Source organism: Craurococcus roseus, from assembly GCF_039523795.1.
GTDB lineage: Bacteria > Pseudomonadota > Alphaproteobacteria > Acetobacterales > Acetobacteraceae > Craurococcus > Craurococcus roseus.
In genome coordinates this window covers 1-21,352 of the sequence record NZ_BAAAFZ010000047.1, presented here as the reverse complement: position 1 = coordinate 21,352, position 21,352 = coordinate 1, and the positions used below count along the sequence as shown (strand labels likewise).

The following is a 21,352-nucleotide window of genomic DNA, read 5'->3' as shown; positions in this document are numbered from 1 at the left end:
TGGGCGGCGCCGGGCCGGGCGGGCGCCGTCGGGTCGGCTCGCGGCCATCATCGGGCGGTCCTTCAAAACGGCGCCTTGGCGAGCCCGTCGCGCATCGCCGCTTCGGCGCGCTCCAGGTCGGGCGGCGTGGAGAGGTGGAACCACACCCCATCGTGGACCAGGGCGAAGAGGCGGCCGGCGGCGATGGCGCGGTCGTAAACGCGGTTCAGGCTGAAGCGGCCGGTGGGCGCCTCGGCGAAGATGGCGGGCGTGAGGATCTGGACGCCGGCGAAGATGTAGGGCGCCACCTCGCGCTCCTTGGGGCGGCGGAGGCGGCCGAGCGGGTCGAGCAGGAAGTCGCCGCTCCCGACCTCGCCCTCCACCTGGGCGCTGCGGACCAGCAGCAGGAGGCCGTCCATCCGCTCCGGGTCGAAGGCGGCGGCGAGGCGCGCGAGGGCAGCGATCGGGCCGTCGAGCCACATGCTGTCGCCGTTGGCCACCGCGAAGGGGCCGGGGCCGAGGCGGGGCAGAGCGCGGGCAACGCCGCCGCCGGTTTCCAGCGGTTCTTCCTCGCGCTGGAGGTGGATGCGAGGGGTGCTCCGCTCGGCGACCGTCGCCGCGACCTTGTCGGCGTGCCAATGCGCGTTCACCACCGCTTCGCGCACGCCCGCTTCTTCCAGCCGGTCGAGCGCGTGGTCGAGCAGGGCGCGGCCCGCCAGCGTCAGCAGGGGCTTCGCGGTGTCCAGCGTGAGCGGGCGCATGCGCAGGCCGAGGCCGGCCGCCAGCACCATGCCGCGGGACAGGTCGATCATTCGCCGGCCTCCGCGGGAACGGTACCGGCGGCGGGCGCCGCGGGGTTGCGGCGCATCTCCCGCGGCACGTGGGCGTCCATGAAGGCGCGGAGCGGGGCGCAAGCGGGCTGCGACAGGGCGCGGTCCAGCAGCGCCCAGCAGCGCGGGCCGTGGCGGAGGTAGCCGGGCTTGTTGTCGCGCCGTTCGAGCCGGACCCAGAGGGCGGCGACGCGGAGGTGCCGCTGCGCGCCGTGCGCGGCCAGGGCGGCGAGGAATTCGCCGCGGTCCAGGCCGGGGCGGAGCGCGAGGTAGCGGGCGAGGGCGGCGCGGCGGACCTCCGGCGCCACGTCCCGCCGCGCGTCCTCCACCAGGGAAGCCACGTCGTAGGCGGGGTGGCCGAGGGCGGCGTCCTGGAAGTCGAGGATGCCGGTGCGGCGCGGGCCTTCGCGGTCGGGCAGGCGCATCAGGTTGGCGGGGAAGAAGTCGCGGTGGACGATGCCGCGCGCGGCCGCGAAGGGGGCCAGGGTGGCGCGGAGCGCTTCGTCCAACCCGGCGCGGACGGCGGGCGAGGGGGCGGCGCCGAAGGCGGCGGGCCACCACCAGTCGAGGAAGGTGGCCGCCGTCGCCTTGGACATGGCTTCCGCGTCCCAGCGTGGCAGGCCGGGAGGGGGCGGCGCGGCGTGCAGGGCGGCCAGGGCCTCGGCGGCTTCGCCGTAGAGCGGCGCGGGGTCGGCTCCGGCGTCGAGCAGGCCGGCGTGGGTCTGCTCGCCGAAGTCCTCGACGATGAGGAAGCCGGCGGCCGGGTCTTCGGCCAGGATCTCGGGCACGGACAGGCCGGCGGCGAGCAAGTGGCGCGCGAGGTCGGCGAAGGGGCGCACGTCCTCGGGCGGTGGCGCGTCCATCAACAGGGCCGGGCGCGGGCCGCCGCGCAGGCGGGCGTAGCGGCGGTGGCTGGCGTCGGCGGGCAGGGGCTCGCGCGCCGCCGCGCTGTAGCCGTGGGCGGCGAGGAAGGGCTCGGGGAACCTCACGGCGCGAGGGTCCGCAGCCGTTCCGGCGGGCCGGAAAGGGTGGCGAACCGTTGCTCCTCCCCTTCGCCGGGCGCCAGGGCCAGGGCGATGGCGTCGTCCGGCCTGAGCGCGCCGAGGCGGTCGGGCCATTCCACCAGGACGATGCCCTCCCGCGCCTCGTCCCAGCCGAGTTCCCGGAGGTCGGCCGGGCCGGACAGGCGGTACAGGTCGTAGTGGTGGGCCGCGCCGCCGTCCGGCAGGTCGTAGGACTGGACCAGGGTGAAGGAGGGCGAGGGCACCTCCAGCGTCGGGTCGCCCGCCAAGCGGCGCAGCACGGCGCGGGCGAGGGCGCTCTTGCCGGCGCCGAGCGGCCCTTCCAGCAGCAGCGCGTCGCCCGGCCGGAGGGCCGAGGCCAGGCGCGCGGCGAGGCGCTCGGTGTCGGCGAGGCTGTCCAGGTGCACGGTGATGGTCGGGCCTTCGTCGGGTCGCTGCATCGGGGCGCCGGTCCATCCTCTACGCCGCGGCGTTGATTCTTGGAAGGTGTTCTCGCGTCCTGCGCCCCGATCCGGCGCAGGCGTGGCCGCCGGGTTCGTCACCGTCCGGGTTTCGCACCGGAGGACCCGGCCCTATCTCCCGGTCCTGTTCTGGGAAGGGGAATCATGGCCGCCACGGTCGAAACGGACGTTGCGATCATCGGGGCCGGGCCGGTCGGGCTCTTCGCGGTGTTCGAGTGCGGGATGCTGCGGATGCGCTGCGCGGTGGTGGACGCGCTGGACGCGATCGGCGGGCAATGCACGGCTCTCTACCCGGAGAAGCCGATCTACGACATCCCGGCCCACCCGGCGATCGACGCGGCGGCGCTGATCGAGAAGCTGGAGCGGCAGGCGGCGCCGTTCACGCCGCTCTACCTGTTGGGCCGGCGCGTGGAGCGGCTGACGGAGGCCGACGGCGAGTTCACCCTGGGCACCTCGCAGGGCGACACCATCCGGGCGCGGGCGGTGATCGTGGCCGCGGGCGCAGGCGCCTTCGGGCCGAACCGGCCGCCCCTGGAGAAGCTGGCCGGTTACGAGGCCTCGGGCGCGGTGCGCTACATGGTGGCGCGGCGGGAGGAGTTCGCCGGCAAGCGCGTGGTGATCGCGGGCGGGGGCGACTCGGCGGTGGACTGGGCGCTGTCGCTCAAGGGCATCGCCCGCGTCACCATGGTCCACCGCCGCCCCAAGTTCCGCGCCGCGCCGGACAGTGCCGCGCGGCTGGAGCAGGCGGCGGCGCGCGGCGAGATCGAGATGGCGGTGCCCTACCAGCTCCGCGGGCTGGAGGGCGACGGCTCGCGCCTGTCCGGCGTGGTGCTGGCGACGCTCAAGGGCGAGACGCGGACGGTGCCGGCGGACCACCTGCTGGCCTTCTTCGGCCTGTCGATGGAACTCGGCCCGATCGCGCATTGGGGGCTGGGGCTCGACCACAGCCACGTCTCCGTGGAGCCCTCCACCTGCCGGACCAGCATCCCGGGCGTCTTCGCCATCGGTGACGTCGCCGCTTATCCGGGCAAGCTCAAGCTGATCCTGCAAGGGTTTTCGGAGGCGGCGATGGCGGCGCACGCCATACATCCCCTGGTGTTCCCGGGGGAGGCGCTGCACTTCGAGTATTCCACCACCAAGGGCGTGCAGGCGCCGGGCGCGGCCAGCGGGGCCAAGCCGCCGGGCTGAGGGCGCCCGGCGGCGGCAACCGTCGGGATCAGCCGGTCCGGCCGGGCTGCCGGTGGAGCATCTCTTCGAGCCGCTGCTTGTCGGCTTGCGGCACGGCGAGACGCACCGTCGCCGCGTCGCCGGCGCGCTCGAACTCCGCGCAGCCGCGGTCCACCGGGCCGTCGCGCACCAGCGCCTCGACCGCGAGCTTCGCCGATTCCATGCCGTCGAACCGGGCGGTCAAGGTGGCGGTGCCGCTCTGGGGCTTGTCGCCGCCGCCGCGCATCAGTTCGTCCATCGGCACGGCGCGCGCGCCCTGGGAGGCGACTGTGCCCATGGGGTCGCTGGCGGGGAAGGTGCCCTCCACCGCCGCCTCGACGTTGTTGTCGGGGGTGCGGTCGGTGCGTTCTTGCGTGGTCTTGGGGTCGTTCTGGCCGGACATGGCGGTTCCTGCTCTGCGCTGGTTGCGGGGCGAACGCGGCGGTGGAAAGCGGGTTCACCCGTGGCGGTCAGGCCGTGGCGGCGCGTTCTTCCCGGAACAAACGCAGTTTCTCCTGCGCCGCGCGGTCGGAGTAGCCGAACAGCACCAAGCGGCTCTCGGCCCGCAGCTCCAGCGCGTGCCAGGAGGGCACGACGAGCAGGTCGCGTTCGGAGAGCGCGAACTCCCGGCCGTCCACCCGCGCCGTGCCGCGGCCTTCCACCACCACCAGCACCGTGCCGTCGGTCGAGCGACGCGGGCGGGTTTCGAAACCGGCCGGCAGGTGGCGGACGTGGGCGGAGATGGTTGGCATCACCGGGCCGCCGTCGGCCGGGTTGGTGAACTCCATGGCGTGGCCGAGGTGCGGGTCCGGGTCCTCGGCGGCGGCCAGCGCCGAGAGGCTCTCGCGCCATTCCGAGTACGGGTAGTGGAACAGCGGCTGGTGCGCCGGGCGGCGGTCGGCGGCGGTGGCGCGGAAAGGGCGCATGTTGCGGCCGTAGCGGCGCATGCTGTCGCCCGGGGGCAGCGCCTCGCCCTGCGCCTTCTGCTCCGCGCGCTCGGCGAAGGACGCGTCGTAAAAGCGCACGGTCGGGATATCGAGCCCGTCCAGCCAGATCATCGGCCGGCCGCTGTCGTTGCCGTGGTCGTGCCACTGCCAGTTCGGCGTGAGCACGAGGTCGAAGGGGCGCATCACCGCGCGTTCGCCGTCCACCGCGGTGAAGGCGCCGTCGCCCTCCATGACGAAGCGGAGCGCGCATTGCGTGTGGCGGTGGGCCGGCGCCACCTCGCCGGGCATGATGAGCTGGAGGCCGGCGTAGAGGCTCGGCGTGACCGCGGAGGAGCCGGGCATGCCGGGGTTCTCCAGGATCAGCACGCGGCGCTCGGCCTGTTCGGCGCTGATGAGGTCGCCGGCCCGGAGCAGCAGGTTGCGCGCGGGCGCGTAAGACCACAGGTGCGCCTGTGCGGGCGAGCGCGGGGTGGGCGTGACCAGGGCGTGCAGCACTTCCCAGAGCGGGAAAAGGCCGTGCGGGCGCATGTCCTCGTAGAGGGACTGCAATTGCGCCTGCTGGGTGTTGGCGGCGTGCGCCGCCGGCGTGGTGCCGTCCATGGCTCTTTCCTCCTGCCGTCCGGCCTCCAGTTTACCAGGTCAACGGTTCCGGACACCAATTCGCCGCGGGGCGGGGCTTCCGTTGCCTGGCCAAGCAGGTTAAGAAGGATGCACGGACCCGTAGCTCAGCTGGATAGAGCGTTGCCCTCCGAAGGCAAAGGCCGGACGTTCGAATCGTCTCGGGTCCGCCAAGCTTCCTTTAGGCACCACTCGGTTAGAAGAGTTGCCTTGACGGCCTGCAGTGAGCCGGGCGCTGCCTGCGACCGGTGTCGTGCCGCGCTGCTTGTTCTTTGCGTCGCTGCTGAAATCGCGGCGCTCATGCCCTGGTGGATGCAGGACGGCACGATTCCAAGGAGAGCGGCAGAATCACCTCGTGGCGTTTGGCGGTGCTGAAGTCGGTCAGGGGTGGTCCATTGCAGGCACTGTCCCCCAGGCGGTAGCTCGACCCGAAATGTGACGTGCTTCCGCAAAAGAAGCGGTCCGCCGGCAGCACGAGCCCGGCGGAACGCTGGAGCGGAGTGGCCCGGAAGCAGCACAAGCCAGAGGAGATCGTGGCCAAGCTGCGGCAGGTCGAGGTGCCGGCGACACTAGGCAAGGCAAGCGGCCGAAGGTGCCCATGCGATCGAAGGCACGGAGGCCACCGCGGATAGGCTCGGCGCCGCCGAGACCCGGCCTGCTGGCGACGCAAGAGCCGAGAGAGCCCGCTCCCACGCACGCCGGTTGGCGGTTTCAGCGATCGGCGGTACCGCTGACCTCCTGATGGGCAAGGCACGCGCGTTCACCACCGCGGTGAAACGGACTCGAATCCCGTCCAGGGGACGAAGATTTTCACCGGCTTGGCGCGGCATTTCCGGTGTTCTTCCTGGGGGCTGGGGGAACGCACTGCCGCATTCGTCAGAAACCGCTGGTGGCCGCGGCAGCCCGCGGCACCCACGTCGCGTCGAGACCCCGCCATGCCCGTAGAGCGCGAGCTGAGTCTGCGGGCGGCGCTGACTGGGGCGCTGCTGGGTGTCTTTTTGACGCCGTCTAACGTCTACGCCGGCCTGAAGATCGGCTGGTCCTTCAACATGTCGATCATCGCGCTGCTGGTGGGGTTCGTCTTCTGGCAGGGCTTGGCGGCCCGGGTCCGGAAGGGGCCCTCGTGGACGCTGCACGAGAGCAACATAAGCCAGACCGTCGCCTCCGCCGCGGCTTCGGTCATCTCCGGTGGGTTGGTGGCGCCGATACCGGCCTACACGCTGTTGACCGGCGAGGCGTTGCCGGCCGCGCCGATGGCGGCCTGGGTGTTCTCCGTCAGCTTCCTGGGCATCTGGATCGCTTGGTACCTGAGGCCCTCGCTGATCGACGACGACAAGCTCAAATTCCCCGAAGGAAGGGCCACCCTCGAAGCCCTCACGCAAGTTTACGGGCATGGCCGCGAAGCGGCGAAGCGGATCGCGGTGCTCTTCGGCGCGGCCTCGCTGTCCGGCCTCGTGAAGTGGGTGGACGCCTTCTATTGGGCGCTGCCCCGGTGGGCGCCCACTGCCCAGTTGGAGCGGCTCACCTTCACCCTCGATCCGTCCCTGCTGCTGGTGGGGTTCGGAGGCATCATCGGGATGCGGGTGGGGTTGTCGTTGTTGTTGGGCGCCGTGCTCGCGTGGGGCGGGGTGGCGCCTTGGCTGCTTTCGCAAGGCTTGGTCGCGTTGCCGGCAGGGAGCGAAGGGCCGCAGTTCGCCGCGCTGGTCGAGTGGCTGCTCTGGCCGGGCGTCAGCCTCATGGTCTGCGCCACGCTGTCCTCGTTGGCGCTGCGCTTGTTCCGACGGGGCGAGGGGGACGCGGCGGCCGCGGCCGGGCGCTTCCGCCTGCGCCGTCCGGAGCGGGTGCCCGCGCTCGGCCTGTGCTTGGCCGTGCTGCTGGTCGTCGCCCTGCAGGCCGCGTTGTTCGGCATAGACGTGTTCATGGCGCTGCTGACGATCCCGCTGGCGCTCTGCTTGGCGGCGGTAGCCGCTAGAGTGGTTGGCGCCACCGGCATCCCGCCCATCGGGGCCATCGGCCAGCTGTCGCAGCTCGGCTTCGGCGTCGTCGCGCCTGGCCAGGTCTCGACCAATCTCATGGGCGCCAACACGGCCGGCGGCGCGGCCGGGCAATGCACCGACTTGATGAACGACTTCAAGGTGGGAAAGGCCATCGGCGCGACGCCTTCGAAGCAGGTGATCGCCCAATGCCTGGGGATCGCGGTCGGCAGCGCGGTGGGCGTGCTCGTTTACAAGGCGCTGATCCCCGATCCCCGGGCGATGCTCCTCACCGAGGAATGGCCGGCGCCCGCGGCGGCCACCTGGAAGGCCGTGGCCCAGACGCTCGCCTTGGGGCTGGAATCGTTGTCCTCGAGCGTCCGCTGGGCCATCCTGCTCGGCGGATTGGCCGGCCTCGTGCTGGGCGTGCTGGAGGTGGTGGCGCCGTCCCGGTGGGCGGGGTATCTGCCGAGCGCGGCCGCGCTCGGGTTGTCCTTCATCCTGCCCGCATCGGTTTCTGGCATGATGGCGTTTGGCGCGGCGCTCGCCTGGGCGGCCGGGCTGCGCTGGCCCGGCCTGAGGGACCGCTTCGCCATCACCGCGGCGGCGGGCCTTGTAGCCGGCGAAAGCGTGACCGGCGTCGGCGCCTCGCTTTGGCAGTTGCTCCGGCACGTGTGAGTCCAGCGGCGGGTTGCCCGCCCGTGTTCAGCGCATCAACCGCATCGCGTTTGACGGAGCGCCGCGAAGTTCGAGGGGAGCCGGAGCAATCCCGCGATGCGGCGTTTCCGCGATAATCCCTCCCCGATTCATTCAACAGGGTCCGCCCAGTCCGCGACGCGACGACCCGCCTCCTTGGGCCGGACGTCCTCGGCCGCTTCGGTCGGCTGGCTCGTGAAGCCCTGGAGGCCCGCGAGTTCCTCCGCGTCCCGCGTGATCTCGACGGGGCTGAGGACGTAGCTCGTCACCAACTCGGCTAGCGACCGGAGGGCGTGCATGTGGATGCGCTCGTATCCGTGCGACGCGTCGACGCCGAAGGTGATCAGCGCCGTCCGCACGTCGGCGCCCGCTTCCACAGCGGAGGCCGAGTCCGAGCGGTAATAGCGGAAGACATCCTTCTGGTACCGGATGTCGTTGTCGCGGCAGAGCTGCACCAGCTTCCGCGTCAGGTGGTAGTCGAAGGGCCCGGTCTGGTCGGCCATGGCGACCGTGACACCGAATTCCGAGGAGTTCTGGCCAGGCGCGGTGGTGCCGTTGTCGATGGTCACCATCGAGGCCACGTCGGGGACGAGGACCGAGGAGGCGCCGACGCCCGTCTCCTCGGCGATGGAGAACAGCCAGTAGGTGTCGACCGGCGGCTCCATCTCGTCCCGCGCCAAAGCGGCCAAGGCGGCGAACATGGTCGCCACGCCCGCCTTGTTGTCGAGGTGGCGGGAGTTGATGAAGCCGTTGGCCATGAATTCCGGTCGCGCGTCGATGGCGATGGTGTCGCCTATGTCGATCCCGGTCTGGCGCAGGTCTTTCGCGTCCCGGGCCAGCGTGTCCACGCGCAACTCGATATGGTCCCAGCCCGTCGGCTGGGTGTCGACTGCTTCGTTGAAGGTGTGCCCCGACGCCATGAGCGGCAGGATCGTGCCGCGGTAGCTGCCCTTCTCCGAGAAGATCGTGCAGCGCGCGCCCTCGGCGAAGCGCGCGGACCAGTTGCCGATCGGCACGATCCCCAGGCGCCCGTTCGGCTTCAAGGCCTTCACCTGCGCCCCGAGGGTGTCGAGGTGCGAGATGATGGCGCGCGCCGGCTTTGCCCGGAGGCCGGGGAACTTCGCGCGGATGGCGCCGCGCCGCGTCAGCTCGTAACGGATGCCGAGCCGCTCCAACTCGCCGCAGCATTCCCGGGCGATGGTGTCCGTGTACCCGGTCGGGCTCGGCAGTTCGAGCAGCCGGGCCAGCCAGTTGCGCAGGTAATCGGTGTCTATGGCCAATCGCGTCATGCGCAATCGTTCCCCCTGTCCGCCGCCGACCGGGCCGACACCGGGACCGACTGCGGGAACAGGAGGTCCACGAAGCGCTCCGCAGTCGGCTGCGGCTCGTGGTTGGCGAGGCCCGGGCGTTCGTTGGCCTCTATGAAGGCGTAATCCGGCCGGTCCGGCGCGGCCACGACGAAGTCGATGCCGACGACGGGGATCTCGATCGCTTGGGCGGCCCGGATCGCCGCGTCGACCAAACGGGGATGGACCTCCCCGGTCACGTCGTGGATGGTGCCGCCGGCGTGGAGGTTCGCGGCCTTGCGGACGACGATTTCGACGCCTTCCGCCAGGACGTCGTCGAGGCCGTGACCCTGCCCCGCGAGGCAGCGCATGGCCTCGTCGTCGACGGGGATGCGCGACTCGCCCCCGGTCGCGGCGGCGCGGCGGCGGCTTTGGCGGTCGATGAGCGCGCGGATGTCCGACCGGCCGTCGCCCACCACGCGGGGAGGCCGGCGGACGGCGGCGGCGACCAACTTGTAGTCGATCACGACGAGGCGCAGGTCCTCGCCGGTCACATGCTGCTCGACGATGATCCGGTCCGAGACGGTCCGGGCGGACGCAACCGCCGCGGTGACCGCGTCCATGGTGTCGAGGCCGACCGCGACGCCTTTCCCTTGCTCCCCCCTCGCGGGCTTCACCACGATCTTGCCGTGGCGGCGGAGGAACGCCTCTAGTTCCGCGTGCCCGTCGCCCGCCACTTCCAATTGTTCCGGAACGACGACGCCGGCGCGCTCGACGATCCGCCGGGTGACCGCTTTGTCGTCGCAGATCGACATGGCGACCGCGGAGGTCAGCTCGGACAGGCTCTCACGGCACCGCACGGTGCGTCCGCCGTGCGTCAGTCTGAAGAAACCTCCTCTGGCATCGATGACCTCGACCATGATGCCGCGCCGCCTCGCCTCGTCCGTGATGAGGCGGGCGTACGGATTGAGGCCTTGGTCGTCGAGCGGCACGGTGAAGAGCCTTTCGTTGATCGTGTTCTTTCTTTTCACGGCGAAGAAGGGGATGCGTCGGAAACCCAGCTTTTCGTACAGGGCTATGGCCAAGTCGTTGTCATGCAGCACCGACAAGTCCATGTGGCCGGCGCCGCCCTGCTTGAAGTGCTCGGCCAAGTGCCGCACCAGAGCCTCCCCGATGCCCGGCTGTGACGCTTGGGGATCGACGGCGAGGCACCAAAGCGAACTCCCGCGCTCGGGGTCCCCGAAGGCGCGGCCGTGGTCAACGCCCATAACGGTGCCGATCACGCCGCCGGTGCGTTCGTCTTCGGCCACCAGGTAGATGACTGCGGGGTTGTCCGCGTTCCGCTCGAAGAACTCGGGCGGCACGGGGACCATGCGACGCGCTGCGTAGATGCGGTTCACGTCCGCGGCGTCGGCGCGCGGCGCCAGCTTGCGGACCGCGAAGCCGCGCGCCTCGCGCCCGCCGTTCCCCGGGCCGGACGCGAGGTCGAGCCGGAAGGTGTGCGAGGGGTCGAGGAAGATTTCGAGCGGCGCCTTAGCGAGCAGCACGTGCGGATCGCTGATGTAGAAAGCGATGTCCCGGCGATCGGGGGACTCGGCGCGCATGGCCTCGGCGAGCGCGTGCGGATCGCTGAAGGTCTGGCCGAACAGCAGCCGCCCCCAACCGCAATCCACCGTCACATCCGTGGCCGGCGGCCTGGCGGCGGGAGTGCCGCCGAGTGGGTCCCGCCGGCGGCCGGGCCGAGCGTGGTGCATCCCATCCCCCTCAGATCCGATTGGCTTGCAGCCACATCTCGATGACCGCGGCCTGCCACAACTCCGAACCGCGCAGCGGCGTGATGTGCTCCGTCGGCGCCGCGAAGAGGCGCTCGAGGTACTCGGGCCGGAACAAGCCGCGCTGCCGCGCTGCCCGGGACGTCAGGGTGTCACGCACGAGGTCCAGGTAAGGCCCCTGGATGTACTTCAGGGCCGGGACCGGGAAGTAGCCCTTCTTGCGGTCGATGACCTCGTGCGGGATGACGAGGCGGGCGGCGTCCTTCAGCACGCCCTTGCCCCCGTCGCGCAACTTGAGTTCCGGCGGAATCCGGGCGGCGAGTTCCGCGAGTTCGTGGTCCAGGAACGGGACGCGGGCTTCGAGGCCCCAAGCCATGGTCATGTTGTCGACCCGCTTGACCGGGTCTTCCACCAGCATGACTTGAGCGTCGAGGCGGAGCGCCCTGTCCACCGGCGTTTCGGCACCGGGCTGCGCGAAGTGCTCGGCGACGAAACCTCGGCTCACGTCTTCCTGCGCCAGCCACTCGGGCGCGAGTTGCGTCGCGAGGGTGGCATGGTCGCGGTCGAAGAAGGCGCGCGCATAGTCGCCGAGCGCGTCCTTGGAGTGCAGCAGCGGCGGGTACCAATGGTAGCCGCCGAAGACTTCGTCGGCGCCCTGGCCCGATTGCACGACCTTGATGTGCTTCGAGACCTCCTTCGACAGCAGGTAGAAGCCCACGTTGTCGTAGGACACCATCGGCTCCGACATGGCGCCGAGAGTCCCGGGGAGGGCGTCGAGCAGCCCGTCGGAGGGCACGAAGATCTTGTGGTGCTTGGTGCCGTAATGCCGGGCGATGAGGTCGGAGTAAACGAACTCGTCGCCTTTCTCGCCATGGGCTTCCTCGAAGCCGACCGAGAAGGTCATGAGGTCCGCTTGGCCGGCTTCGGCCAGCAGCCCGACGATGACGCTGGAGTCGACGCCGCCCGAGAGGAGCACGCCGACCGGCACATCCGACACCATGCGGCGCTTCACGGCCGTGCGCAGGGACGCTAGCACCCGGTCTCGCCAGTCCTCGGCCGAAAGCCGGCCGTCCTCGGCGCGGCGCTCGTATCGAGGCGCCCAATAGATGCGTTCCTTCGCGCTCCCGTCGGGCTCCATGACGCGGATCGTCGCGGCGGGGAACTTCTTCACGCCCCGAAGCAGGGTGCGCGGCGCGGGTACGACGGCGTGGAAGGTCATGTAGTGGTGGAGGCCGGCCCGGTCGATCTCGGTGTCCACGCCGCCGCCAGCCAGCAGAGCGGGGATGGACGACGCGAAGCGCAACCCGCCGTCGCCTTCCGCCAGGTAGAGCGGCTTGATGCCGAAGCGGTCGCGGGCCATCACCACGCGCCCGGTCTCGCGCTCGTGCAGGACGAAGGCGAACATGCCCAGGAAGCGGTCGACGCACCCCATCCCCCAGGCGTGCCAAGCCTTGAGGATCACCTCGGTGTCGCCATGCGAGAAGAAGGTGTAGCCGAGCGCTTCGAGTTCGGCGCGCAACTCCGGGTAGTTGTAGATGCAGCCGTTGAAAACGATGGTGAGCCCGAGGGCGGGGTCCACCATGGGCTGCTCTGCCCGCTCCGAGAGGTCGATGATCTTCAGCCGCCGGTGGCCGAAGCCGACATGACCGCGCATGACGAGGCCGGACGAATCGGGGCCGCGCCGTTCGAGCGCCTGCGTCATGCGGGTGATCGCCGCGGCGTCCGCAGGGCGTCCCCGGAAATTCAGTTCACCGCAAATTCCACACATTATTGCTGCGCCGCAAAAAAGACCCGAACGTGACAACGATCGGTTGGGAAGCGGGTTGCCGAGAAGCGCACGGGGAGGTGCCGACGGCGTCGGTGAAGAACTGAAACGGGCCGCTTGGCGTCGTCGGCCGTGGGCGGGGCGAGGTGGCGGCTCAAGCGCCGCGCGCGATCTGCGTCACCGGGCATGGTCAAGCGCTGCTCCCTTCCGGCATCAGGCTCACATGGGCCGAGACGACGCGCCAGCCTCCCGGCGTGCGCGCCCAGGTCTGGCTCTGGCGGCCGAGGCGCCCGCCGCGCCGGAACAGCGTGTTCGCGGTCGCCATGTCGCGGCCGTAGGTGGTGATGACCGTCCTGTCCAACTCCCGCGCCAAGCCGGCGGGGGAGCGCCCTGCGCGGAACGCCTTGATCTCCCCATACCCGTAAAGGTTCTCGGCGATGCCGTAACGGATGGTGAGCGGGTCGTCCCAGAACAACTCGTCGAGCACCGCGACGTCGTTGGACACCAGCGCCGCCTCGTAGCGTCGAAACGCGGTCGTGACCTCCGCCACCACCTCGGGGTCGTTGATTTCCATGGTTCACCTCGGAGGGGTTGGGGAACCGGCGACGCCGGCGCGCTCCAGGGCGCGGGCGGCGCGGAAGAGCAGGTCCTCGCGCCACGGGGCGGCGACGAGTTGCAAGCCGATCGGCAGGCCGCCGGGGGCGCCCGCGGCGCCCGGATCGACCAGGGGGACCGACATGGCGGGCAGGCCGATGCAGGAGATCGGTTGCGTGTAGACGCCGAGATTGGGTCGCACGGGCACCGCTTCGCCGTCCACCTCGACGGTGTCCTGCCCGATGCGCGGCGCCACGTAGGGCGTGGCCGGCGTAAGGAGCAGATCCCATTCCTCGAACAACGGCAGCACGCGCGCCCGGTACGCGGCGCGGACGCGCTGGGCCTGCAGGAGCCACGACGCGGGCAGCAGCGCGCCGGCCAGGAAGCGGTCGCGGGTCATGGGGTCGAAGTCGTCTGGCCGGGTCCGCAGGTCGGGCAGGTGCAGGTTGCCGCCTTCGGCCATGGTGATGAGGAAGGCGGCGGCCCGGCCGCGCGCCGCTTCCGGCACCTCGACCCGCGCCGTGGCGCCGAGGGCGCGCGCCGCGGCGGCCACGGCGGCGAAGGCTTCCCCGTGGCCGTTGCGGGCGAAGTGACCGTCGGCCACCGCGATCCGCAGCGCGCCGATGCCGCTGTCGAGCAGCGGGGAAGCGGGCGCCGGCTCGCGCCATTGCTGCGCCGGGTCGTCCGGGTCGGCGCCCTGCGCCGCGTCGTAGGCCAGGGCTAGGTCGGCGGCGCTCCGCGCGAAGGGACCTACGTGGTCGAAGGACGCGGCGAAGGGGTAGGCGCCGCCCCGCGACAGGCGGCCGTAGGTGGGCTTCAGGCCGAAGACGCCGCAGAGCGACGCTGGCACGCGGATGGAGCCGTTAGTGTCGCTGCCGAGCGAGAGGGGAACCAGACCCGCCGCGACCGCGGCCGCGGAGCCGCCGGAGGAGCCGCCGGCGATGCGTCCCGGGTCGTGCGGATTGCGCGTCGGGCCATGATGATGGTTTTCCGTGGTGAAGCCGTAGGCGTACTCGTCCATGTTGAGGGCGCCCACCGGCACGGCCCCCGCGGCGCGCAGCCGGCGAAGCACGAAGGTGTCGCGCGCGGCCGCCGGCTTGTCCCGCTCGATCTTGGAGCCCGCGAGGGTGGTCAGGCCCTCGATGTCGAACAGGTTCTTCGCGGCCACCGGCACGCCGGCGAGCGGGCCGGGATCGCGCCCCGCGGCCACCGCGGCGTCCACGGCCGCCGCCTCCGCCCGCGCGCGGTCGGCGGTGACGGCGGTGAAGCAGTTGAGCGTTCGGTCGCGCACGGCGATGTCGGCCAGCGCGGACTCGACCACCTCCATCGCGGAACGGCGTCCGGCGCGGACGGCGGCCGCGGTTTCCGCCGCGCTCAACCGGGCGCGTTCCGGCCGGCGACGAAAACCGGCGCCGGCTCGTCGGCGGGCGCGAGCGGCAGGCCCTCCACAGCGGCGGCCATACGCGCCGCGAGGCGGAGGTTCGCGGCGACGCCGGGCCGGTGGCGGGGGTCGAGCGGCAGGCCGAGCGCCGCCGCGGCCGCGCGCGCGTAGGCCTCGGCGTCGAAGGCGGAGGGGTCGGGAGGCGTGCTGCTCATGCGGCGACTCCGGCTGGGAAGTGGCAGGCGACGCGGCGGCCATCGGGCATCGGCCGCAAAGGCGGCGGCACGGCGCGGCACGGGTCCCGCCCGCTCGGGCAGCGACCGTGGAAGCGGCAGGCATCCGGGTCTATGGGGCTGCTCGGCTTGCCAAACAAGCGGGGCGCGGGCGCCGCTCCCGGGCCTTCGGGCGTTGCGGCGGCCGCGGCCAGCGCCGCAACGGGGCGAACAGGGCGCGTCATGAGAGCTGTGCGCGGAGCGTCTGGGAGGCTGCGCATTCCGCGTTCCCGGGACGTTGAGGCGCTGGATGCGGTGCCGGGGCTTCGTCTCGGCTGCCGGCGGGCCGATCGCCGCGGTCTGGACAGACTCCTCCCCGATCAAGCCACGTCGGCGTGCAGGAGGGTGAGCGTCCGCCGCAGGTTGTAGGCCATGGCCGCGAGCCTGACTTGCAGCCCCGCCTTGGCCAGGCCGATCCAACGCATCCGCCGCAGGCCGTAGCTGCGCTTCCAGGTGCCGAACACCTTCTCGATGCGGCAGCGGATGCGGCGCACCGCGGCGTTGTGCGCGTGCAGCCGATCGAGCGCCTCCGGCCCGCGGCCCCAGATGCCGGTCCACACCGTGCGCGGCCGGCCGCCGCAAGCGGTGATCACCCGCTCGGCGGGCGCGCCGGTGAAGGCGCTGTCGGCGTAGACGTCGCCCGGCTCCGGCGGCAGCACCGCATCCAGCATAGCGGCGTCGTGGACATTGGCCGTGGTGACCTCGACGCCGCGGACCAGGCCGGCGCCTTCGTCGGCGGCCACGTGCGCCTTGTAGCCGTGGGTGGGCCTGCGCCGGCGGTGCCCGGCCCAGCGGGCCTCGCCGTCGCCGCCGATACTGGCCGACGGGATCAGGGTCGCGTCCACCAGCGTGCCCGTGCGCACCGCGACGCCCTTGGCCTCCAGCTGGCGCGTGACCGCCTCGAACAGCGCCCGGTCCAGGCCGCGGCGGACCAGCTCGCGCCGGAAGCGGACGAAGGCGGTGCGCTCGGGGGTGGGCTCGTGCGCGGCGAAGCCGCAAAAGCGGCGGAAGCTGGCGCGGTCGTCCAACGCTTCGGCGAGCCGCACGTCGGAGAGGTCGTGCCAGGTCGCCAGCAGCAGGGCGCGGAACAGGGCCAAAGGCGGCCAGCCGAGTTCGCCCTTCGCCGCGGCCGAGATGCCGGCGAGGTGGCGGTCGACCTCAGTCCAGTCGAGCAGCGCCGCGAGCTCCGCCAGCGATGATGCCGCGCGCGGCTCCGGCCGCGCGATGAGGTCCTCCTGTCCGATCCGCCGCCTTGCCATCGCCACCTCCTGCCGACGGCATCATGGAATCAGAGCGCGCCGCGTCGCCTCAAGCACATCCGCGCACAGCTCTCGTCATACCGAAAGGCATGTGCCGGATGCGCCCGGGCGCGGGACCGCATCGCGGGCAGCGCGGACGCGCCGGGCGCCGCGGCGACCAGGGCGCCGCAACCGGCGAGCAGGCCGAGGTGGAGCGCAGTCTGGGCGGCGCCCCTGGCATCGGAGCGCATGTTGAAGTGCATCATCTCTCGCGGCTTTTGGGGCCGCCGCCGCGCCGCTTGCGTCCATGGCACCGCATCCCGGTTTCAACGGCCGAGGGCTTTGCAAAACGCATGCCGCGCGCTCGTGTCGGCATGCCAAGCCTGCGGTTCGCGCCGCCGGTCGTGCACGGACTGCCGACGGGCCCCGGATGGATCGTGGAAGGGGACCGCCGAGGTGGGTGGCGGTCTGTGGAACGGGCGAGCCGAAGGGACTACCCCTGCTTCCGGGGCGCGCTCTTCGGCCGGAGCGACACCCGTGGGGGACCGCGGCGATCGTGCGCTCTACCGCCAGGGATTGCCCTCCGGGACTCCGGCCCGGCGTCGTTCGCCGCCCTCGGCTCCGCCTCCGGCCGCGGCACCCCTGTGGCCGATGCGGTGGTTTGGCGATCATGGGCAAGGAGGTGCGGAGTGCCTGTACTCGTTTTCGGCTCCGTCAACGCCGACCTCGTCTTCGCCCTGCCGGAGTTGCCGGCGCCCGGACGCACCGTCCTCGGCGAAGCGTACCGGGCGCTGCCCGGCGGGAAGGGCGCGAACCAAGCCGTGGCCGCCGCGCGGGACGGGGCGCGGCTGGCTCTGGCGGGGGCGGTCGGGCGCGACCCGCTGGCGGATGTCGCCCTTTCGGCTTCGAGGGCGGCGGGGGTCGATCTTTCGCGCGTGGCGGCGCTGGGCGCGCCGACGGGCTGCGCGGCCGTCTGCGTCGATCCGGCGGGGCGCAACCAGATAGCGGTGGCCTCGGGCGCGAACGCGCTCGCCCGCGCGGTGCAGGTGGAAGACGCCGCGCTGGACCCGGGAACCGTGCTGCTGTTGCAGATGGAGGTGTCGCCGGCGGAAACCGCGCGCCTGATCGCCCGGGCGCGGACCCGCGGGTCTCGGTCGGTGCTGAACTTGGCCCCTCCGGGTTCGCTGCCGGACGGCGCGTTGCAGGCGGTGGATCTGCTGGTGGCGAACGAGCACGAGGCCGCTTGGCTCGCGGCGCGGTTCGGCTGCGGAGCCGACGCGGCGGCTTTGCGGGCGGCGCTCGGCGGCGGGCCGGATGTGGCTGTGACGCGCGGCGAGGCAGGGGCCGGAGGCGGCGACCGCGGCCGGGACCGCGCGCGTGCCCGCCTTCCCCGTCGCGGCAATCGACACGACCGGCGCCGGCGATTGCTGGTGCGGCGTGCTGGCCGCGGCGCTGGAAGCGGGCGCGCCTTTGGAGGGGGCGATGCTGCGCGCCGCGGCGGCGGCCGCGATCGCCTGCACCCGCCCGGGCGCCGCGGCTGCGATGCCCGGCGCCGCCGAGACGGAAGCGTTCCTCCGCTTTTCGGCTTGAGCTTGCGAACGCCTCCGCCCTGCAGCCGCCTCGGGAAATGCTGGTCGGGACGGCGCGGCGGTCCGCGTTCTGGTGGCTGTACGCCGGCAGGATGGCGCCGGCCGCCGCTGTTGCCACCGCTTGGCCGGGCGGCACCGGAGCCGGGCAGTCGGTCGAAGTGAAAGTCGCGGGCAGGTACGCTCCCAACAAACCCCCGGCGAGCGGGGCGGCGAGTAGGCGGGCGCCGTCCCGCAACGGCGTGCCGCCACGCGCTCGCTCGCCGCCCCGCTGCCCGCGCCGCGGCACTTGGCTCAGGACCTCGTCCGGTGACGGCGCGCCAACGCGGTGCTAGTCGGCGGTGATGCCCGCGGCGCGGACCAGCTCGCCCCAGCGCTCGTCCTCGGCCGCGACGCGTGTCGCAAGCTCTTCACGCGTCGAGCCGATGGCTTCGGCCCCCAGGGTGGCGAAGCGCCGCGCGGTGTCCGGATCGCGGGTTGCGGCCATCACGGCGGCGCTCAAGCGCGCGGCGACAGCCTCGGGCAGGCCCGCAGGGGCGCCGACGGCGAGCCACGACGCCGTCTCGAAGCCCGGCAGGGTCTCTGCGACCGCCGGGAGATCCGGCGTCAGCGGCGAACGGCGGGGGCTGGTGACCGCCACCGCACGGGCGCGGCCGTCCCGCACCAAGGGCAGCGCGGTCGGAAACGCATCCACCATCACCTGCGCGCGCCCGGCCGCCAAGTCACGCAGCGCGTCGGGGTTGCCGCGGTAGTGGACCAGTTCGCAGCGCGTTTCCAGCCGCCGGAGCAGCATCTCGGTCGCGAGGTGGGGGATGACGCCCGCGCCCGGCGTGGCGCAGATCGGGGGCGCGGCTTGCGCCCTCATCCAAGCGCCGAGCTCGGCGACGCTCGAAACCGGGACGGAGGGATGCACCATAACCGCGGAAGGGAAGCGCGCGAACTCGCTGATGAGGGCGAAGTCGCGCCGCGGATCGAAGGGAAGGCTGCGGTAGACGTGCCGATTGACCGCGAGCGTGGCGGCGAACAGCGTGCCGAAGGTAAGCCCGTCCGGCGCGGCGCGGGCGAGCGCCGCGGCGGCGAGGTTGCCGGCGGCACCGGGCCGGTTCTCCACCACGACGGGCTGGCCGAGTTCCGCCTCCAACCGTTGCGCCAGGATGCGCGTGAGGAGGTCCGGCGCGCCGCCTGGCGGGAAGCCGACGAGCCAGCGGAGCGGCCGCTCGGGCCAGGACGCCGCCTTCCCAGGGGAGGGAAGCGCCGCCATCGTGGCCAGCGCGGCGGGGAGGGCGACGAGCGCGCGACGGGTCGGCATCGTGGCGGATCTCGGATCTGCGGCGGGCGGATCGGAATGGCCCGAGCTTAAACCCACCCAGAACGGACGCAATGCCGTAACCTCCCCAGACCGAAACCTTTGTCACGGAGCGGTCGCACCTCCCGAGAGGTCCAGCCCGTCTGCCGAAGCGCTGCAAATCCGTTCACGACTGTTGAGGGAGACACCATGGCACAGCGCAAGCTCGTGGATCTTCTTGCCGCTGCGTCGTGCCCCCGCGCATGCATCTGTTTGCCGCGGCCTCGCAGTTGGCGATGCACGCGCTGCGCTTCGGATCAACGCTGAAATACTGGGCGCGGCATTCGGCTATGCAGGATCGGCGCTTCGGCTCGCATTCGGTCTGCGTCTGCGCCAACGTGTGCGTGGGTTCCGCCGTGACCAGGGCGAGAGTAGCGGAAGCGAAAAGCCACACCAGGGGTGCCGAACGACGCATGGCTATGGACGGATGTAGGTCCACCCCTGCTCCTGCAATTGCACTATACGGCCGATGCCGGTGGGAACCAGATTCGTCTCGGGCAGCAGGCTGATGTCCTTGCCTTCCTGCTTCGACTGCGCGCTCATCGTGTTGCCGCAGCCTGTGAAGGTGATCGGCTGCGGCCTGCCGACCAGCGCGGCGAGGCGATCCTTCACCGGCGAGGTGTCGCTGCGGACCATGTTGAGCCCAGGTCCATAGGCGACGATCTCGATCTGCGCTGCCTCGCCCGACTGCTCGTAGAATTTCGCCAGGTTCTCGGCGTTGTTGAGCGCCAAATTCATGATCTTCGGGTCGTTCTCGCTCACCTGGATGACGACGCGGTGCTGTTTCCTCTCGCCCATATGCTGACGCGAGGAAGACGGGGTCGACGATTGCGCCCAAACCGGAGAGGTGAGAACGGGCATCGCCGCCAGCGAGGCGAGCAGGAGGGCGGTCAAGCCGGGATGGCTGGTCATGGGGCTGCTCCGGAGTTGAGAGGGGGCGTTCAACGCTGCGGCCCTCCCGTGGGCGCGCCGGAGGCCGCCGCACCGGATGCGCGTTGCGGACGGTCGGGGGCGTTGCGGTCGATCCACTCCTGCGCCGGGGCGAACCGTCTCAGACCCGGCACCTCCGCCACGATGTTCACGTCGCGCCAAGCGGGATGGAAGCCCGGCGTGCGCAACTGATCGAGCCGGCTGAACAGATGGTCCACCAAGCGCGCGACCCGGGCGTAGCGGTCCGAGCCCTTCGGCCAGTTGTAGGCGGCGAGAATGGTGGGCACCGAGATGGTCTGGACTTCCTGGCCCTCCGGGACGAGTTGCGGATAATCCTTCGAGGTCAGGGCCGAGGGGAGGTAGGTCGTGTAGAAATCGCCGTCCTCGATCCCCACGGGCAGGAACTTGAAGCCGGGGTCCCAACGCCCGCGCAGGAACGCGTCGACCGGCTTCGACGTGATGAACACGACGCCAGCCATGCCGCCCTCACCCTTGCGCATCTGCTCGATCGCGGCTGGGTGCGGAATGAAGGTCTTCTCCACGTCGAGCTTGAGCCGATTGAAGATCAACGGGCCCGAATAGGCTGCTGTGGTGCCGGGCGTGTTGAAGTTGATCCTTTTTCCTTTGAGGTCGGCGAGGGACTGGATCTCGGGACGGACGAGAATGTGCAGTTCTGAAGGGAAGAGGTTGAGGACGTAGTTGATGCGTTGGTCGATGTTCGGGACCAGGGTGCGGAATTGCTCGAGCGCATCGGCGTTGATGATCGCCGCGTCGACGCCGCGCAGATACAGCAGCGCCTCGACATTCTCCGCCGGCCCGCGTGTGACGATGGGGAGGACGTGGAGGGCATCGCCTTCGTCCACCACGCGGGCGATCTCGGTGGCGAAGCGGATCGGCGCCCCTTCGAGCAAGCCGCCTGCCAACCCCACCGTCCAGGCGTTGAGCCTGTTCTTGGCGGCCGTGTCTGACCTGTTCACCGGCCGGTCGGCGCGGGGCTGCGCGGCGGCAGGACTGGGTGGTTGTACAAAGCTTGTGAGAAGACCGAAGAGGCCGACTCCAGCCGCGCGCCTCGTGCTCATGTGCTTGCCCTGACGTTTAGGCCGCCCAGGATCGGTGTCGCATCCCCCATCGCCCCGCACGACTTCGTTGTGGTACCGCGCCGCAGGCGCGCCGAAGCTAGTCTCAGCTCCTCCGGCCATGCCGCGCGAAAACGATCGAAGCGCCTCAATCTCTGGTAATATCTTGTGCAATGGCCTGAGCCAGCATCTGTCACGACACTTCCGCCCGCAAGCGGTTTTTTCCTGATGGTGTGCTCGAATTGTATGTGCTGGTAGAGGAAAGTAGACGCGCGGTCCGTATTGAGGTCAGTTGTTGCGGGTCCGCGCTGTATCGTCGTGTTAGCACTGCTTCGGCAGGTGGGATGGAAGCCGCGACCGTGGGACGCGCTCCGC

Annotated in this window: 18 protein-coding genes, 1 tRNA gene and 1 pseudogene; 5 read left to right on the top strand and 15 right to left on the bottom strand. The window is 71.4% G+C overall.

Annotation, left to right across the window (positions count from 1 at the left end; all coding sequences use genetic code 11):
- Window positions 1–62 precede the first annotated feature (62 nt).
- From ABD067_RS15330 to tsaE, 3 genes are read right to left on the bottom strand one after another with little or no spacing between them, the layout of a single operon-like run.
- Window positions 63–791 carry a nucleotidyltransferase family protein gene (locus ABD067_RS15330; protein ID WP_343896217.1) on the bottom strand — a complete coding sequence of 243 codons (729 nt, stop codon included), beginning with the start codon at window positions 789–791 and terminating at the stop codon, window positions 63–65.
- On the bottom strand, window positions 788–1,798 hold the full coding sequence (locus tag ABD067_RS15325) for an aminoglycoside phosphotransferase family protein (protein ID WP_343896216.1): 1,011 nt from the start codon (window positions 1,796–1,798) through the stop codon (window positions 788–790). The genes ABD067_RS15330 and ABD067_RS15325 overlap by 4 nt, the downstream gene beginning before the upstream one ends.
- The gene (gene tsaE / locus ABD067_RS15320; RefSeq protein ID WP_343896215.1) at window positions 1,795–2,271 is read right to left on the bottom strand and encodes a tRNA (adenosine(37)-N6)-threonylcarbamoyltransferase complex ATPase subunit type 1 TsaE; all 477 of its coding nucleotides are present in this window, start codon (window positions 2,269–2,271) and stop codon (window positions 1,795–1,797) included. The genes ABD067_RS15325 and tsaE overlap by 4 nt, the downstream gene beginning before the upstream one ends.
- 165 nt (window positions 2,272–2,436) lie before the next feature.
- Between tsaE and ABD067_RS15315 the strand changes: the two genes are divergently transcribed.
- Window positions 2,437–3,480: an NAD(P)/FAD-dependent oxidoreductase gene (locus ABD067_RS15315; RefSeq protein WP_343896214.1), complete on the top strand. Its 1,044-nt coding sequence runs from the start codon at window positions 2,437–2,439 to the stop codon at window positions 3,478–3,480.
- Between the two features lie 28 nt (window positions 3,481–3,508).
- Here ABD067_RS15315 and ABD067_RS15310 read toward each other — a convergent pair whose 3' ends face one another.
- Window positions 3,509–3,901: a hypothetical protein gene (locus ABD067_RS15310; protein ID WP_343896213.1), complete on the bottom strand. Its 393-nt coding sequence runs from the start codon at window positions 3,899–3,901 to the stop codon at window positions 3,509–3,511.
- Window positions 3,902–3,968: 67 nt separating this feature from the next.
- Entirely contained in the window at window positions 3,969–5,045 is a 1,077-nt protein-coding gene (gene gtdA, locus ABD067_RS15305) for a gentisate 1,2-dioxygenase (RefSeq protein WP_343896212.1), read from the bottom strand.
- 114 nt (window positions 5,046–5,159) lie between these two features.
- Here gtdA and ABD067_RS15300 point away from each other — a divergent pair.
- Both ABD067_RS15300 and ABD067_RS15295 read left to right on the top strand, forming a co-directional pair.
- A tRNA-Arg gene (locus ABD067_RS15300) sits at window positions 5,160–5,236 on the top strand.
- 762 nt (window positions 5,237–5,998) lie between these two features.
- A complete protein-coding gene (locus ABD067_RS15295) occupies window positions 5,999–7,714 on the top strand; it encodes an OPT family oligopeptide transporter (protein ID WP_343896211.1) in 1,716 nt (571 codons plus the stop codon).
- A 128-nt stretch (window positions 7,715–7,842) separates the two neighbouring features.
- On the opposite strand, the gene ABD067_RS15290 is transcribed toward ABD067_RS15295, so the two are convergent.
- The 7 genes from ABD067_RS15290 to ABD067_RS15260 all read right to left on the bottom strand — a co-directional run bounded on the left by ABD067_RS15290 (window position 7,843) and on the right by ABD067_RS15260 (window position 16,061).
- Entirely contained in the window at window positions 7,843–9,021 is a 1,179-nt protein-coding gene (locus ABD067_RS15290) for an osmoprotectant NAGGN system M42 family peptidase (RefSeq protein ID WP_343896210.1), read from the bottom strand.
- Window positions 9,018–10,691, bottom strand: coding sequence for an N-acetylglutaminylglutamine synthetase (gene ngg, locus ABD067_RS15285; protein ID WP_343896209.1), 1,674 nt, complete (start codon window positions 10,689–10,691; stop codon window positions 9,018–9,020). The genes ABD067_RS15290 and ngg overlap by 4 nt, the downstream gene beginning before the upstream one ends.
- Before the next feature lie 91 nt (window positions 10,692–10,782).
- Complete coding sequence (locus ABD067_RS15280; RefSeq protein ID WP_343896208.1) at window positions 10,783–12,558, bottom strand: N-acetylglutaminylglutamine amidotransferase; 1,776 nt, start codon at window positions 12,556–12,558, stop codon at window positions 10,783–10,785.
- Between the two features lie 187 nt (window positions 12,559–12,745).
- Window positions 12,746–13,129 (bottom strand): oxalurate catabolism protein HpxZ, encoded by a 384-nt coding sequence (hpxZ, locus tag ABD067_RS15275; RefSeq protein WP_343896207.1) that lies wholly within the window; start codon window positions 13,127–13,129, stop codon window positions 12,746–12,748.
- 3 nt (window positions 13,130–13,132) lie between these two features.
- The gene (locus ABD067_RS15270) at window positions 13,133–14,476 is read right to left on the bottom strand and encodes an AtzE family amidohydrolase (protein ID WP_456305253.1); all 1,344 of its coding nucleotides are present in this window, start codon (window positions 14,474–14,476) and stop codon (window positions 13,133–13,135) included.
- Window positions 14,477–14,523: 47 nt separating this feature from the next.
- On the bottom strand, window positions 14,524–14,745 hold the full coding sequence (locus ABD067_RS15265) for a DUF4089 domain-containing protein (RefSeq protein ID WP_343896205.1): 222 nt from the start codon (window positions 14,743–14,745) through the stop codon (window positions 14,524–14,526).
- Between the two features lie 377 nt (window positions 14,746–15,122).
- A complete protein-coding gene (locus tag ABD067_RS15260; protein WP_343896204.1) occupies window positions 15,123–16,061 on the bottom strand; it encodes an IS5 family transposase in 939 nt (312 codons plus the stop codon).
- Between the two features lie 23 nt (window positions 16,062–16,084).
- On the opposite strand from ABD067_RS15260, the pseudogene ABD067_RS15255 reads away from it, so the two are divergent.
- Both ABD067_RS15255 and ABD067_RS15250 read left to right on the top strand, forming a co-directional pair.
- Window positions 16,085–17,326: pseudogene (locus tag ABD067_RS15255) on the top strand (PfkB family carbohydrate kinase); the annotation flags it as partial.
- Window positions 17,327–17,417: 91 nt separating this feature from the next.
- Window positions 17,418–17,630, top strand: a complete 213-nt coding sequence (locus ABD067_RS15250) for a PfkB family carbohydrate kinase (protein WP_343896203.1) — start codon at window positions 17,418–17,420, stop codon at window positions 17,628–17,630.
- 327 nt (window positions 17,631–17,957) lie between these two features.
- Here ABD067_RS15250 and ABD067_RS15245 read toward each other — a convergent pair whose 3' ends face one another.
- From ABD067_RS15245 to ABD067_RS15235, 3 genes are all read right to left on the bottom strand, one after another.
- Window positions 17,958–18,935, bottom strand: coding sequence for a Bug family tripartite tricarboxylate transporter substrate binding protein (locus ABD067_RS15245; RefSeq protein WP_343896202.1), 978 nt, complete (start codon window positions 18,933–18,935; stop codon window positions 17,958–17,960).
- 453 nt (window positions 18,936–19,388) lie between these two features.
- Window positions 19,389–19,883, bottom strand: a complete 495-nt coding sequence (locus tag ABD067_RS15240) for a DsrE family protein (RefSeq protein WP_343896201.1) — start codon at window positions 19,881–19,883, stop codon at window positions 19,389–19,391.
- A 29-nt stretch (window positions 19,884–19,912) separates the two neighbouring features.
- On the bottom strand, window positions 19,913–20,878 hold the full coding sequence (locus ABD067_RS15235) for a TAXI family TRAP transporter solute-binding subunit (protein ID WP_343896200.1): 966 nt from the start codon (window positions 20,876–20,878) through the stop codon (window positions 19,913–19,915).
- Window positions 20,879–21,352 lie beyond the last annotated feature (474 nt).

What these genes read in the sequence shown, in the direction of transcription:
- ABD067_RS15330 (WP_343896217.1), bottom strand. Translation starts at nt 791, where the DNA reads ATGATCGACCTGTCCCGCGGCATGGTGCTGGCGGCCGGCCTCGGCCTG.
- tsaE (WP_343896215.1), bottom strand. Translation starts at nt 2,271, where the DNA reads ATGCAGCGACCCGACGAAGGCCCGACCATCACCGTGCACCTGGACAGC.
- ABD067_RS15315 (WP_343896214.1), top strand. Translation starts at nt 2,437, where the DNA reads ATGGCCGCCACGGTCGAAACGGACGTTGCGATCATCGGGGCCGGGCCG.
- ABD067_RS15310 (WP_343896213.1), bottom strand. Translation starts at nt 3,901, where the DNA reads ATGTCCGGCCAGAACGACCCCAAGACCACGCAAGAACGCACCGACCGC.
- gtdA (WP_343896212.1), bottom strand. Translation starts at nt 5,045, where the DNA reads ATGGACGGCACCACGCCGGCGGCGCACGCCGCCAACACCCAGCAGGCG.
- ABD067_RS15295 (WP_343896211.1), top strand. Translation starts at nt 5,999, where the DNA reads ATGCCCGTAGAGCGCGAGCTGAGTCTGCGGGCGGCGCTGACTGGGGCG.
- ABD067_RS15290 (WP_343896210.1), bottom strand. Translation starts at nt 9,021, where the DNA reads ATGACGCGATTGGCCATAGACACCGATTACCTGCGCAACTGGCTGGCC.
- ABD067_RS15280 (WP_343896208.1), bottom strand. Translation starts at nt 12,558, where the DNA reads ATGTGTGGAATTTGCGGTGAACTGAATTTCCGGGGACGCCCTGCGGAC.
- hpxZ (WP_343896207.1), bottom strand. Translation starts at nt 13,129, where the DNA reads ATGGAAATCAACGACCCCGAGGTGGTGGCGGAGGTCACGACCGCGTTT.
- ABD067_RS15270 (WP_456305253.1), bottom strand. Translation starts at nt 14,476, where the DNA reads ATGGAGGTGGTCGAGTCCGCGCTGGCCGACATCGCCGTGCGCGACCGA.
- ABD067_RS15265 (WP_343896205.1), bottom strand. Translation starts at nt 14,745, where the DNA reads ATGAGCAGCACGCCTCCCGACCCCTCCGCCTTCGACGCCGAGGCCTAC.
- ABD067_RS15260 (WP_343896204.1), bottom strand. Translation starts at nt 16,061, where the DNA reads ATGGCAAGGCGGCGGATCGGACAGGAGGACCTCATCGCGCGGCCGGAG.
- ABD067_RS15245 (WP_343896202.1), bottom strand. Translation starts at nt 18,935, where the DNA reads ATGCCGACCCGTCGCGCGCTCGTCGCCCTCCCCGCCGCGCTGGCCACG.
- ABD067_RS15240 (WP_343896201.1), bottom strand. Translation starts at nt 19,883, where the DNA reads ATGACCAGCCATCCCGGCTTGACCGCCCTCCTGCTCGCCTCGCTGGCG.